At 68.0% G+C, this 13,059-nt stretch carries 10 protein-coding genes; 5 read left to right on the plus strand and 5 right to left on the minus strand.

Annotated features, from left to right (window positions below; genetic code table 11):
* Positions 1 to 318: 318 nt before the first annotated feature.
* Positions 319 to 1,218: an NmrA/HSCARG family protein gene (locus QOZ89_RS09825; protein ID WP_071051283.1), complete on the minus strand. Its 900-nt coding sequence runs from the start codon at positions 1,216 to 1,218 to the stop codon at positions 319 to 321.
* A gap of 118 nt (positions 1,219 to 1,336) precedes the next feature.
* On the opposite strand from QOZ89_RS09825, the gene QOZ89_RS09830 reads away from it, so the two are divergent.
* The 3 genes from QOZ89_RS09830 (at position 1,337) to QOZ89_RS09840 (ending at position 6,094) form a co-directional block, all read left to right on the plus strand.
* Positions 1,337 to 2,050: a TetR/AcrR family transcriptional regulator gene (locus tag QOZ89_RS09830; protein WP_312623587.1), complete on the plus strand. Its 714-nt coding sequence runs from the start codon at positions 1,337 to 1,339 to the stop codon at positions 2,048 to 2,050.
* 670 nt (positions 2,051 to 2,720) lie between these two features.
* The gene (locus QOZ89_RS09835; protein WP_071051284.1) at positions 2,721 to 5,024 is read left to right on the plus strand and encodes a molybdopterin guanine dinucleotide-containing S/N-oxide reductase; all 2,304 of its coding nucleotides are present in this window, start codon (positions 2,721 to 2,723) and stop codon (positions 5,022 to 5,024) included.
* A 470-nt stretch (positions 5,025 to 5,494) separates the two neighbouring features.
* Positions 5,495 to 6,094, plus strand: a complete 600-nt coding sequence (locus QOZ89_RS09840; protein ID WP_241842025.1) for an ATP-binding protein — start codon at positions 5,495 to 5,497, stop codon at positions 6,092 to 6,094.
* Between the two features lie 145 nt (positions 6,095 to 6,239).
* On the opposite strand, the gene QOZ89_RS09845 is transcribed toward QOZ89_RS09840, so the two are convergent.
* The 3 genes from QOZ89_RS09845 to QOZ89_RS09855 are packed head-to-tail and all read right to left on the minus strand — an operon-like array spanning position 6,240 to position 8,048.
* Positions 6,240 to 6,485, minus strand: coding sequence for a MoaD/ThiS family protein (locus QOZ89_RS09845; protein WP_071051286.1), 246 nt, complete (start codon positions 6,483 to 6,485; stop codon positions 6,240 to 6,242).
* Between the two features lie 19 nt (positions 6,486 to 6,504).
* Positions 6,505 to 7,518: a GTP 3',8-cyclase MoaA gene (moaA, locus tag QOZ89_RS09850; RefSeq protein WP_312623588.1), complete on the minus strand. Its 1,014-nt coding sequence runs from the start codon at positions 7,516 to 7,518 to the stop codon at positions 6,505 to 6,507.
* Positions 7,515 to 8,048 (minus strand): molybdenum cofactor biosynthesis protein MoaE, encoded by a 534-nt coding sequence (locus QOZ89_RS09855; RefSeq protein ID WP_071051287.1) that lies wholly within the window; start codon positions 8,046 to 8,048, stop codon positions 7,515 to 7,517. The genes moaA and QOZ89_RS09855 overlap by 4 nt, the downstream gene beginning before the upstream one ends.
* Before the next feature lie 306 nt (positions 8,049 to 8,354).
* Here QOZ89_RS09855 and QOZ89_RS09860 point away from each other — a divergent pair, with 306 nt between their 5' ends.
* Positions 8,355 to 9,326 (plus strand): helix-turn-helix domain-containing protein, encoded by a 972-nt coding sequence (locus tag QOZ89_RS09860; RefSeq protein WP_071051378.1) that lies wholly within the window; start codon positions 8,355 to 8,357, stop codon positions 9,324 to 9,326.
* On the opposite strand, the gene QOZ89_RS09865 is transcribed toward QOZ89_RS09860, so the two are convergent.
* Positions 9,305 to 12,139 carry an MFS transporter gene (locus QOZ89_RS09865; RefSeq protein ID WP_312623590.1) on the minus strand — a complete coding sequence of 945 codons (2,835 nt, stop codon included), beginning with the start codon at positions 12,137 to 12,139 and terminating at the stop codon, positions 9,305 to 9,307. The genes QOZ89_RS09860 and QOZ89_RS09865 overlap by 22 nt on opposite strands.
* Before the next feature lie 392 nt (positions 12,140 to 12,531).
* On the opposite strand from QOZ89_RS09865, the gene QOZ89_RS09870 reads away from it, so the two are divergent.
* The gene (locus tag QOZ89_RS09870; protein ID WP_312623591.1) at positions 12,532 to 12,999 is read left to right on the plus strand and encodes a hypothetical protein; all 468 of its coding nucleotides are present in this window, start codon (positions 12,532 to 12,534) and stop codon (positions 12,997 to 12,999) included.
* Positions 13,000 to 13,059: the final 60 nt, after the last annotated feature.

A 13,059-nucleotide genomic window follows, 5' to 3' on the forward strand; every position in this document is an offset into this window, starting at 1 on the left:
CTGCCTGAACGCGTCGGTCACCCGACCGCCAGCGAGGCCGCCCGCCAAATACACACCGCGGCCGTGTCACAGGGCGGTTCGTCGCCGAGGGTGCGCGGATGCGCGCTTCGGCACACGCGGTCAACGATCGCCCGGGCTCGTCGACGCCGGCGAGACCGCGCCCGACCGAACCGCGGATCCCGAGCTCAGCCCCGACGACGTCGCCTGCATGATCCTGTTCGCGCTCCAGCAACCCGACACCGCCGACATCAGCGAGATCGTCGTCCTGCCGACCGGCCAACAGCCCTACCGCTAAGCGCGCCGCGCGGTTCAGTGCGGTTATGCCGGCAGCCCGTCCAGTTGTGCCAGGAGGCGCGCCTTGCCCGATCGGTCCAGCCAGGTACTGAAGTCCATGAGGCCGGCCTTGGCCTTCCGCAGGGGTATGAGGTCGGTGTCGTAGTAGGTCTCGTTCGCCCAGGCGAAGACCTTCGCGGTCTCGGGGGCATGGTCCCAGAGTGCCTTGAGTGGAATCTGGGTGTGTGGAACCTGGCGACCGGCCGCCGTGCTCAGCGCGTCGGCGATCTGCGGGGCGGTCAGCCTGTCGCCGGTGATCTCCATGGCCTTGCCCAGGTAGGCGTCCGGTTGCGCGAAGGCCAGTGCCGCGAACGCCCCGATGTCATCTATGGCGACCAGCTGCATGACTAGGTCGTCGTGCCAGGGCACGTTGAGCGAACCGTTCTGGAAGAACCGTGCCGGGCTGGTGAAATCCTCCATGAACCCGGCGGGGCGCAGGATCGTCGCGGGAACACCCAGGTCGTGGATGTGCCGCTCGATCTGCCACTTGTCAATGGATCCCCAGCCGTGTTCCAGGTAGAAGCGGTTCTGGCTCTCGACGCCGCCGACCGACGAGTACACGAGGTGCTGCACATTCGCGGCCTTGGCCGCGTCCGCGACGTTCTTGCCTTGGGCGATCTCGTTGTCGTTGGCGGACTGGACGCTGTAGATGCCGTACGCGCCGCGTGCCGCCGCGTCGAGGGAGGCGCGGTCGTCCAGGTCGCCGCGGACAAGCTCGGCGCCAGCGGCGGCGAGCCTGGCGGCCGCGGGTGCGGTGTCGTCTCGGACAAGGGCGCGGACCCGCCAGCCGTCGGCGAGCAGGTGGCGGGCGGTGGACCCGCCCTGGTTCCCGGTGGCGCCGATGACGAGGACGGCCTTGTCGTGTGTGTCGATGGTGGTGTTCATGACTCGCTCCTGTCGCAGTGTCCGGCTTGCACGACATGACTGTATGACGAATTTCGAAAGTTAGTCAACCTATGGTAGAGGGATGGCCGAGTCTGATATTTGGTCATACGATGGCTACGTGAGCAGCAGCGCCGAACGACTCCGGGACCCTCGGCAGCGAGCCGAACGGGCGGCGCGGATCCTCGATGTGGCGGCGGACCTGCTGCTGCGGCACGGCTACCGGCGGGTGACCATCGACGATGTGGCCGCCGGGGTGGGTATCGGCAAGGGCACCGTCTATCTGCATTGGAAGACGCGCGAGCAGATGTTCGGCGCGGTCTTCGCGCGCGAGGTGCTCTACGCGATGGACGAGCTTCGGCAGGCACTGCGGAAGGAGCCACAGGCGTGCCTGCTGCACAACTTCGCGAGCGCCTACTTCCTGGCCGTCGCGAACCGCCCGCTCCTGCGCGGGTTCCTCCTGGACGACCCCCACCTGCTCGGCAAACTGACCAACTCCGCCGATACCGCCCGTGACGACCGGCACAGCGTCATGGCGCGCGACTACCTCGGACTACTTGCCGAGCACGGACTGCTCCGCGACGACATGCGTGTCGATGAGATCGGCTACGCCTACCAGGCGACCTTCGAGGGCTTCCTGCGAGCCGAAGGCGCCGCCACCGCGGGCGGCCAGGAACAGCGGGCGGATCTGCTCGCACGAACCATCCAGCGCGCGTTCGAGAGCGAGCAGGCGATCCCCGAGACCGCGCTGCGCGACCTCGCCGCCACCACGGTCGCCTTGATCGGCGGCCTGATCGACGCCGATCGCACCGTCTCCGGCATCCCCGAGGCCTGACGACCGCGGTCGTCGGCCAAGCCGATCGCCACGCGGCCGAGGAAGAACAGCAACAGACCGGTCAGCAAGACTGTCGAGGCACCGACGTCACCCCAGAGCGGGCCTTGACGACGAGGGCCGGGCCAGCACTCTGCGAGCGTTCTGGCGACACTCCTGGGTGGAGGACCCGCAAGGACGCCGCGGTGGTGCGCGAGGTCGCCGAGGCAGCAGGTGCGGACCTCGGGTCATCGGAACGGTGCTGGCCTCCGACGCCGTCGAGACGAAGTGCTCCGCCAGACCGGTACGCCCGCCCGGAGACCATGACCGAACCGCAGGCGCAGGTTAGGGGTGCGAAGGGCGGTTCGGATGGAACGAAGGTTCGCGGGTAGCCGACGCAAATGGTGACAGCGAGTGGACATCCGGGCTGTCGATCTTGCGGCTTCGGCCGAGTCGCTGCTTGTACCACTGTCTGCGGCGCCAGGCGGCATCCCGCCGTTGCTAGGCTGCTGGGCGCAGGTGGTTCGAGCTCACGTCTCCCCCCGCGTCCTCACCCACCGGAGTGACGAGCGGCGCCGGCCGTGCCGACCCTGGTCCACCGCCGTGGCATCCAACCGGGTCAGCGGCAGGGCGCCGCGGCGTCCCGCGGAAAATCTCTTGAACTTGATTGCCATGCCGGGAGACGCTCGATGGTATGACCGTGCACCTGACGCACTGGGGGACATTCGAGGCCGTCAGCGATGGTGAGCGGCTGACCGACGTACGTCCGTGGCGCGGGGACCCGGAGCCGACGCCACTGATCGGCAATGTCGCGTCCGCACAGCATCACCCCGCCCGCATCGCCCGGCCGCACGTGCGCAAGGGCTGGCTGGACCATGGACCCGGCGCGCCGGGGCGCGGTGACGAGCCGTTCGTGCCCGTGTCGTGGGGCACCGCGCTTGACCTCCTGTCCGGGGAGTTGCGGCGGGTCTACCGGGACCACGGGGCCGAAGCCGTGTACGGCGGCTCCTACGGCTGGGCCAGCGCGGGCCGGTTCCACCATGCGCAGAGCCAGGTGCACCGATTCCTCAACTGCCTCGGCGGCTATGTGCGGCACGTCAACAGCTACAGTCTCGGCACCTCCACCGTGCTGCTGCCCTACGTGATCGCCGACATGAACACGCTGCAGACCTACGCCACGGCGAAGTCCGTGATCGCGGAGCACAGTGAGCTGGTGGTGGCCTTCGGCGGGGTGTCACCGAAGAACGCGGCGGTGTCTCCGGGCGGGGTGTCCCGGCACCATGCCCGCGGCTGGATGAGCGCCGCCCGGGCCCGCGGCTGCCGGTTCGTCTCCGTGAGCCCGCTGCGCGACGACACGCCTCCCGAGGCGGAGGCCGAATGGATCGCGCCGCGGCCCGGCACGGACGCCGCGCTGATGCTCGCGCTCGCCCAGGTCCTCGACGCCGACGGGCTGGCCGACACCGGCTTCCTCGACCGGTACACCGTCGGGTTCGCGCGGTTCGCCCGGTACCTGCGCGGCGAGGCGGACGGGGTCGTCAAGGATCCCGCGTGGGCTTCGGCGATCACTGGGGTGCCGGCGGCGCGCATCCGGGAACTCGCCCACGAGATGGCCGCGGCCCGGACCATGGTGAGCGTCAGCTGGTCGCTGCAGCGGGCCCGGCACGGGGAGCAGCCGCTGTGGCTCGGCGTCGTGCTCGCCGCGATGCTGGGCCAGATCGGGCTGCCGGGCGGCGGCTTCGGCCACGGGTACGGGTCCGCGGCCCTGGTCGGCGAGCCTGCGCCGCAGCTTCCGGTACCGGCGCTGCGGCAGGGGCGGAACGCGGTGTCCGCGTTCATCCCTGTAGCGCGGATCGCCGACATGCTGTTGAATCCCGGTGTTTCCTATGACTACAACGGGCAGCGGCTGACCTACCCCGACATCCGGCTCGTGTACTGGGCCGGCGGCAACCCGTTCCATCACCACCAGGACCTCGCCCGGCTGCGCGAGGCGTTCACCCGCCCGGAGACGGTCGTGGTGCACGACCCGTTCTGGACGGCGACCGCCCGCCACGCCGACATCGTGCTGCCGGCAACGATGAGCATCGAGCGGGATGACTTCGGCTCGGGGCAGAATGACCGGATGTTCTTCCCGATGCCAGCCTTGACCCGGCCGCATCGCGAGGCCCGGGACGACTACGCGATCTTCTCTGACCTGGCGGAGAGGCTGGGTGTGGGGAAGGACTTCACCGAGGGCCGCACCGCGATGGAGTGGCTGCGGTACCTGTATGACGAGTGGCGGGATTCGCTCGCTTCACGGGGTTCGCTCGCGGAGCGGGGGCGGGTTTCGGTTCCGGATTTTGACTCGTTCTGGGCGGGCGACGGCATCGAACTGCCGGTGGCCAGCGAGCCACAGGTGGCGTTCACCGAGTTCCGTCTTGACCCGGAGAAGCATCCGCTCAGCACGCCCACCGGGAAGATCGAGATCTTCTCCTCGACCATCGACGGTTACGGGTACCCGGACTGCCCGGGCCACCCGGTCTGGCTTGAGCCGGAGGAGTGGCTCGGCTCGGTCGCCGCTGGGCGCTTCGGCCTGCAGCTGGTCGCCAACCAGCCGAAGGCGCGGCTACACAGCCAGCTGGATGTGGGCGCGCACAGCCAGTCGGTCAAGATCGCCGGGCGTGAGCCGGTGCGGATGCACCCTTCCGACGCGGACGCCCGCGGGCTTCGCGGCGGGGACCTCGTGCGGATCTTCAATGACCGAGGTGCCTGCCTGGCTGGGCTGGCGGTGGATGATGCGGTGCGTCCCGGGGTCGCGCAGTTGTCCACCGGGGCCTGGTACGACCCCGACCCGGCCGATCCGGGCTTCTGCCGGCACGGCAATCCGAACGTGCTCACCGCCGACCTTCCCTCGTCTCACCTCAGCCAGGGGTGCACGGGGCAGTTGGCGCTCGTGGAGGTTGAGGCGTACCGGGGTGTGCCGCCGGAGGTTGCGGTCACCCGGCCGCCTGTGACCGCCTGAAGCGCGAGCTTCGAGCGAAGCCAGAGTGGCCCACTGCCGCCGGCGGCGCTTCGTTATCGGAGGCCAACGGGATATCCGTTGAAAATTTCCTCAGTGCGACCGGAATCCCGAACTCCGCAAGGCGCTCCGGGACGCTTCCTCACACGATCTGGACAGAGATGAAGGGGACGGCCGCGTCCAGATGCCGTCCACCATTGTCGTGGCCTCGGCCGGGCACCGCCGTTCACGTGAGCCGGCAGGACCGTGAGCCGGCAGGACATGCATCGCCGACGAGATCGAGCGTGTGCGGCGCCTGCTCGATAGCGTCCTGGGCATAGGCGGCCTGCTCGTACCGCGGTGCGTGGAGACCGCCACTGCATGAAGGCCACACAGGCTGGCCGAGCCCCCGAGCCGTTCCGTCAACCGCGGGCGTCCGTCGTGGCGTGTAGTGGACGACGGTGGTCTGCCCGAGCCTGACTATTCTTCGGCTGGTGTCGACCCTCATCTGGATCAACGGTCCGAACGCCGTCGGGAAGACCCAGGTCGCCCACAACCTGCACCGCAGACTGCCCGGAAGCTTCATCAGCGACCCCGAGCACCTCGGCTTCGCCATGCGCCGGATGCTCCCGAAGCCCCGCCGCATGGACTTTCGCGACATCCCCCTGTGGCGCGATGCGGTCAGCGAGATGCTCCACCTTGCTCTCCAAGGGCCCGAGGACCCGGTGATCGCACCGATGACCATCCTCGATCCCGGCCTGCTCTCCGGCCTGACGGCCTCGGCCCGCGCCGCCGGACACCACGTCGATCACGTCACGCTCCTCGCCGACCGCACGACGATGATCCGCCGCGTCCACCGACGGTGTGAGACATCCCGCAGCTACAGCGCCCGCCACCTCGACCACGCCCTCGACGTCCTGCAAGCCCCCGAGTTCGCCCGCCATCTCCCCACCGACACCCTGTCGATCTCCGCCGTAGCGGACGACATCGCAAGCCACGCCGGGTTCACGCCCGGTCCCGACACATCAGGGCGACTGGTGCAACATGGACGCCAACTCGCCGTCCAGCTACGCCACATCCGCCTCAACGCTTGAAGATCCTTGGACTTGTCGCTGGCCGTCGACGCCGAAAGCGCGCCAGATCCGCTGGCCGGCGGCCCGGCAGGTCCTGCTCCCGCGCGCCCGGACCGTCCCGACCAGATGAGACGACCCGTGCCGTGGACGACCAGAGTTGAGCTAATCATCCGCCGCTGATCGGTGGTAGCACGGCGATTTCGTCGTCCGCGCGGCAGGGAGTGCGGCGAACGTCGCCGTGGAGTATCTCTCCGTTGATCCAGACCCGCGAGGTGGCCAGCACCCGCGCGAAATCGGCACCGAAGCGCAGGCGAGCCTCATCCAGCACCTCCCCGAGCGTGCTGCCGGGAATCACGTGCGCGGCTTGGCCCGCGGCCTCCCGCGCGGACGCGAACAGCAGGACGGTGGGCATGTCGCCCTCCTTCGTTTCGTCAGCCGCCGATGTAGGACATCTCCACACGCTCGCTGCCGGACGGGATGCGGCGCCCCCGCAATTCCGAGTAGCGATCCTCCCGGGTACTCCACAGCTCTCGGATGGCCGACAGCAGGTCTTCGTCTCCCGCTCCGGTGCGCAGCAACGCCCGTAGGTCGGTGCCTCCGGACGAGAACAGGCATGTGTGGACCCTCCCGTCGGCTGACAGCCGGGCGCGGGTGCATCCCCCGCAGAACGGTCGAGTGACCGACGCGATGACGCCGATCTCGCCCGCGCCGTCCCGGAAGCGGTACCGGGTGGCCACCTCCCCGTGGTGGTCGGGCGGGAGCGGTTCGAGCGGGTAGCGACCGTCGATCAAGCTCACGATCTCGGCGGCTGGTACGACCTCGTCCAGCTTCCACTCGTTCGTCGCGCCGACATCCATGTACTCGATGAACCGCGGGATGTGGCCAGTTCCCCGAAACAGGTCGACCATCGGCAGTACAGACAGGTCGTTGATCCCTCGTTTGATGACCATGTTCACCTTGATCGGCGACAGGCCAGCACACGACGCGGCGTCGATCCCGGCTAGCACCCGCCGCACCGGCATCTTGGTGTCGGCGAGCGCACCGAACACGTCGTCGTCGAGTGTGTCGAGGCTCACCGTCACCCGCCGCAGCCCGGCGGCGGCAAGGGGCGCCGCCTTGCTCGGCAAGAGCACACCGTTGGTCGTCATCGTGAGGTCGATCCCGGGAATCGCGGCGAGCAACCGGACGAGGTCTTCGACGCCGCGGCGCAGCAGCGGTTCACCGCCGGTGAGCCGCAGCTTGCGCACTCCCAGTGAGACGAACAACCTTCCCAGGCGGGCGATCTCGTCGAAAGTCAGCAGGTCGGCCGACTCGAGGTAGCGGTGCCCGGGGCCGAAGTGTTCCCGTGGCATGCAGTACCGGCACCGGAGGTTGCACCGGTCGGTGACGGAGATGCGGAGGTCACGCAGAGGACGGTCGCGACGGTCGATGGTCGGCGGGATCATCGGGTCACCGCTTCCGGTTCGTCCGCGGGGCGCCAACGGCGTGCCGCGGTGGTGACGTCCTCGATCAGTTGCCCGGTCGGAACCCAGGCGCTCGTGCCATCGGCTCCACGTTCGCGCTTCCATACCGGCACGCATTCCTTGATGACGTCGATGCAGAACCGACCTGCGCTGAACGCTTCGCCGCGGTGGGGCGCGGAAACCACGACCAGCACGCTCGCCTCCCCCAGCGGCACCTGCCCGACCCGGTGCAACAGTGCCAAGCGTCCCAAACTGGGCCACCGCTCACGCGCGCTGATGGCAATCTGACGAAGGCGCGGCTCGACAAGGCGGTCGAATGCCTCGTAGTCGATGTCGACAATGCCGACGCGGTCGCCGTTGTGGTCCCGGACCGTACCCGTGAACATCACGACGGCGCCGCACGTTGGAACGGTGGCCCACTCGATCATCTCGGAGACCGGGACGCGGCCATGGGTCAGGCCAACCCGGAAATCCTCGACCAGTTCTTCCGGACCGCAGATCTGACCATTCATGACGGAATCACTATCCGCTTCCCCGGCTCGGCGGGCCGGCATCGAACTTAGTCTTGGGGTGATTAAGCACCAGCATCTCGCTCCGCGCGACGAACTTTTTACAGATGGTGACGAAGGGGCATGCCCAAGCCTCCATTTACCGACGTTTTACACGAGGAAAACCATCGGCGCACCTTGGCGGCTAAAATCTCGTCCAACCAGCGTTCGCCGCCCGGTCTCAGACGGTGGGCGCGCCGCCGCGGTACGCCAAGTTCGATGTCGCACCAGCGGGACGAGACGGCACAGACACGAGTGAGGTCGGTCACCATGTCGGTGGACTCGGGCGAAGTGAGTACGAACCGGCACAACGTCTGGCGCGACCTGCTCCGGGATCACTTCGTCACCTTGGACGTTGCCACCGAACGGGACGACGCTTCGTTCGGCGGAGCGGTGCGCAGTGACCTCCTCGGCCACCTGAGGGTGTCCGACGTCAGCTCCGTTGATCAGGACATCATCCGGACCGGCGAGCTGCTGCGCCGCGACCGCGAACGGTATTTCCAGGTCGGCCTGGTCCGGCGCGGCGAAGCCCGGGTGGTGCAGGACGGCCGCGAATCGGTCCTGCGCCCCGGCGACTTCGTCGTCTACGAAACCGAACGCCCCTTTCAGTGGTGGCTCCGCTCGGACCAGCGATCGCCGCGATGGGACCTCGGCGTCTTCACCTGGCCGCGGGACACGATCCGGCTCAGCGACTGCGAATCCGCGGCGCTGACCTGCCACGCGTTGGACGGCGCCAAAGGCATCACCGGCATCCTGAGCCGGATGCTGACCGACCTGCTCTCCGCAAAACCGGTCGTCGGTGACACGAGCGCCATCCGGCTTGCGGACGAAATTGGGGAGTTGGTTGCCACCGTGGCCGCGGAGGCCTGTGGCCTCGCCGGAGACAGCGATCAGCATTCGAGCCTCCTTCGGCAGATCGACGCCTACATCGATTCGCACCTCGATGACCCTGCACTGTCCTCAACGACGATCGCGCAGGCGCATTTCGTGTCGACGCGCCAGCTCCAGCGGATGTTCGCCCGCCGGGGACTGACGGTCTCCCAGGCGATCCGGCGCCGACGGCTGGATCGCTGCCGGCGCGATCTTATGACCGGCCGGGGAAGCCAACACACCCTCACCGAGATCTGCTTCCGCTGGGGGTTCACCGATCTGGCCACCTTCAGCCGGGCCTTCCGCGACGTCTACGGGATTTCCCCCTCCGCGTACCGGCAAGCCCGATCTCAGACGGCATCACTGGAGTGATGCGGCGCCTTCTCGATCTGTACCAGGGTGTCGGAGAAGGTGGGCGCATTACCCAGGTCGGCGAAGACTGTCGGATTCACCGAGGCCACGGTGGACCACGACGTCGCGTGCTTGCGCCAGCCGCCATAGCTCGACACGGTGACGCCGGACAACACGGAGCCGTCAACCTTCGCCTGTACGACGAAAGAACCTCGATCGTTGAACACCCGCACATAATCACCCGTCACGATTCGGCGCTCGCTGGCGTCCTGCGGGCTTATGAGGATCGTCGGCTCTCCCTGCACCCGGCGTTGGAAGGGCATATTTCCACCGCTGGAGTTCAAGTAAGCGTGCGCCTTCGGCGTGAGCAGATTGAGCGGATACTTCGCAGCCAACCCACCGTTAGAACGTGTTGACTCGCGAGGCGGGATGTAGTGCGGCAGTGGATCGACGCGACCGCCTGGCTGGTAGTCGTTGGACCCCTGCCGGAACAGCGGCACCACGAAATTGCCGGCGGCCGCCGCGGAGGAGAGAAACTCGACCTTGCCCGACGCCGTGGGAAAATTGCCCTCCGCATGCGGGGCGTACTCGTCCGGGAGCGGCACATTGAGACGCTGCCAGCCCCTCTCCTTCAACGACTCGACCGTGATGCCCTGCATAGCGGGGGCCGACCAGTCGAAGGCTTCGGCGATCATCTCCGCATCTGTGCGGCGGAACACTGGATCGGTGAAGCCCATCCGCGCAGCGAGGCGCCGGAACAGTTCCGTATTCGGTACCGCCTCACCCAGCGGCTCGATCGAACGCTGATTGTACGTGGCGTACAGGTGGCCCCAGGAGAACATGATGTCGTCCTGTTCCAGCTGGGTAGTGGCCGGCAGCACGATGTCGGCGAACTCGGCCGTGTCCGTCATGAACTGCTCACTCACCACAGTGAACAGGTCCTCCCGCCGCAGGCCCTCGAGCAGCTTGCCCTGGTCCGGACACACCACCACCGGATTGGAGTTGTAGACCATCAACGCCTTAATGGGCGGATCCAGGTCGAGGCCGCCGGTGAGCGCCCGACCCAGGAGATACTGGTTGACAACCCGCTTTCCGGGCTCGAGCAACTCCGGATGCATCATGGCGCCCCAGTTCACCGGGAACGCCCACAGAGGCAGCTGGAGAATCCCACCGCCTGGCTTACGCCAAGCGCCGACCAGTGCGGGCAGGCAGGACAGCGCGCGTACGGCCTGACCGCCGCCGGCATGTCGTTCCACCGCCACGCCGATCCGGATCACCGACGGTTGCGAACCGGCGTAAGCGCGCGCGAGCCGGCGAATGTCCTCGGCGGGTACGCCGGTCTCCTCAGCCGCCCATTCCGGCGTGTACTGCTGAACCCGCGCGACCAGCTCGTCGTAGCCGACGGTGTAACGAGCGATGTAGTCCTCGTCCGTGAGCCCCTCGCTGATGATCACATGCATCATCGCGAGCGCCAGCGCGCCGTCAGTACCTGGACGGATCGGGATATGCCAGTCGGCCGCATTCGCGGTCCGGGTCTTCACCGGGTCCACCACCACGACCGTGGCGCCGCGCCTGCGTGCTTCAGCGATGAACGGCCACAGATGCAGGTTCGTGCTCATCACATTGCAAGCCCAGATCAGAATGAACTTCGAGTGGACCAGGCTTTCCGGATCTACACCCGCGCTGTCACCGATCGTCATCATGTAGGCCGTACACGAACCGGAGTCGCAGTAGGTCCGTTCCGCGATCGTCGCGCCGAGCTTGGCAAAGAACGGATCGCCGACATTGAGCCCGTTGAGGATTCCCTGAGTCCCCAGGTAGCTGCACGGCATGATCGACTCGGGACCGAACTCCGCCGAGATCGCCCGGAACCGCTCCGCGATCTCGTCCAGTGCCTCGTCCCAGCTGATCCGCTCGAACCTGCCACTGCCCTTCGGCCCCGTACGCCGCAGCGGATACAGCACCCGGTCAGGGCTGTACACCCGGTCAAGGTAGTTGTCGACCTTCACGCACAGGCCCCCACGAGTGAACGGGTGCTGGCGGTCACCGGCCACCTTCACAGCCTTGCCGTCGGTGACCGTGATCACCATCGCACACGTGTCGGGGCAGTCATGCGGACACGCACCCCGCACCACGGCAGTACCACTCGCCACGTCGGTTGCCCCCGCAGCTCCCATGAGCATCTCCTCGGATCGTGCCTGCCTCGATCGTGGAAGACCCGGGCCGAATACCGTGAGGCACCAGACGACAAGTTCTTGACCTGGCGCGACGGGACCCACCTCGGACCACCGACAACGTGCCCGAGCGCGCGCGCTGGCAGCATCGCCCTGCCCGGACACCCCAACCAGACAGACGATCACTCCGACCGGCAGGTTCATGAAAAAGATCACCCGCCAACCCAGGCCGAGCACGTTCGCGTCCAGCAGCAGTCCGCCGAGTACCTGGCCGAGCAGGCCGCTGAGCGAGGCGGTGACGGAGAACCAGGCCAGTGCTCTCGTGCGTTCCTCGACCGGAAAGACATGCGTGATCAGGGCGAGGACCTGCGGAACCATCGCCGCGGCGGTCAGTCCTTGGACCAGCCGCGCGGCGACCAGCTCACCCGGCGTCCCCGCCATACCGCACGCCACCGACGCCACCGTGAAGCCGGCCACGCCGACGAGGAACATCGTCCGGTAGCCGAACAGGTCCCCGAGTCTTCCGCCGGTGACCAGACCCGTGGCGTAGGCGAAGGCGTACCCGCCGACGATCAGTTCCAGGCTCGCCGTCCCAGCGTTCAGGTCGTGCCGGACCGACGGGATCGCCACGTTGACCACGTTGAAGTCGAAGCCGTACATGAGCCGGCTGGCCCAAGGCCATGGAATGCCTGATGTTGGGCTGATGGTCGTTTCGTAGGCGCAGCGGATCTTCGGGTGCGGCTGGATGAGATCGGCCGAACGCCGCCGCGGCTGTCCGGCGCCGCGGCCGACGGCGACGCGCGCGAGGCACTTTCCTGGATCGAGGACACGACGATCTGGAACCGGGTGGATCTCGAGGACCTGCCCCCGGGGGCACGCCGCCCTGTTCCTCGGCTGCACCGACGCCTAACGGTTCGTCGGGCCAGCGCGGGATTGGCGGGCGGGCCTGGTTGGCCGGTCGAATCCGGCGATGTCCTGCGTCCACGGATCGGGGGCGAGACGATGGACGTCAAGCATCCGAGGTTCACGGGCGTGGAGGGAGCTGGTCTGCGATGGACGTCACGGGTTCCGCGGGAGGCGGTCGGCGCGCCGAGCGGATGGCGCAGGCCCGCCGGCTGGTCGGCCGGGCCCGACAGGACCGCACCGTGCCCTGGTACCTCGCGTTCGTCTGTACCGCGGTCGGGGCCGGCGCGTCGTTCGACGCGTTCGGCGGCGCCATCGGTTTCCTCTACGCCCTCGGGCTGTCCGCCGCGTTCGCCGCGCTGTCCTGGGGGACGCTGCGGCTGGTCCCGGCCGTGCTGGCGGACCTGAGCCAGGAAGGGTACGGCGCGTCGAGGACGTGGCTGACGCTGCTGCGCGCTCCGGTCACCGCCCGGGGCTTCCTCGTCCTGGCCGCCACCATCCCGGTCGCGGTGGCGCTGCTGAAGACGGTCGGGTTCTTCTTTCTCGGCGGGGTGGCGCTGGTGCTGGTCGCCACGGGTCTGGCCCTGGCCGCCGCGTGGGCGCTCAACCGCCCCTGACGACGGCGCGCCGCTCGACCGGGAGCCCTTGTCTCTCCGGAGATCGATCAGGAGCGACCT

The sequence above is a fragment of the Pseudofrankia coriaricola genome (assembly GCF_032027725.1).
In the GTDB taxonomy this organism is placed as follows: domain Bacteria; phylum Actinomycetota; class Actinomycetes; order Frankiales; family Frankiaceae; genus Pseudofrankia.

Bases quoted from the DNA above. Each gene is read 5' to 3' on its own strand.
- QOZ89_RS09870 (WP_312623591.1), top strand. From the start codon at position 12,532: ATGGACGTCACGGGTTCCGCGGGAGGCGGTCGGCGCGCCGAGCGGATG.
- QOZ89_RS09855 (WP_071051287.1), bottom strand. From the start codon at position 8,048: ATGAATGGTCAGATCTGCGGTCCGGAAGAACTGGTCGAGGATTTCCGG.
- QOZ89_RS09845 (WP_071051286.1), bottom strand. From the start codon at position 6,485: ATGCCCACCGTCCTGCTGTTCGCGTCCGCGCGGGAGGCCGCGGGCCAA.
- moaA (WP_312623588.1), bottom strand. From the start codon at position 7,518: ATGATCCCGCCGACCATCGACCGTCGCGACCGTCCTCTGCGTGACCTC.
- QOZ89_RS09865 (WP_312623590.1), bottom strand. From the start codon at position 12,139: ATGTACGGCTTCGACTTCAACGTGGTCAACGTGGCGATCCCGTCGGTC.
- QOZ89_RS09860 (WP_071051378.1), top strand. From the start codon at position 8,355: ATGTCGGTGGACTCGGGCGAAGTGAGTACGAACCGGCACAACGTCTGG.
- QOZ89_RS09835 (WP_071051284.1), top strand. From the start codon at position 2,721: ATGACCGTGCACCTGACGCACTGGGGGACATTCGAGGCCGTCAGCGAT.
- QOZ89_RS09825 (WP_071051283.1), bottom strand. From the start codon at position 1,218: ATGAACACCACCATCGACACACACGACAAGGCCGTCCTCGTCATCGGC.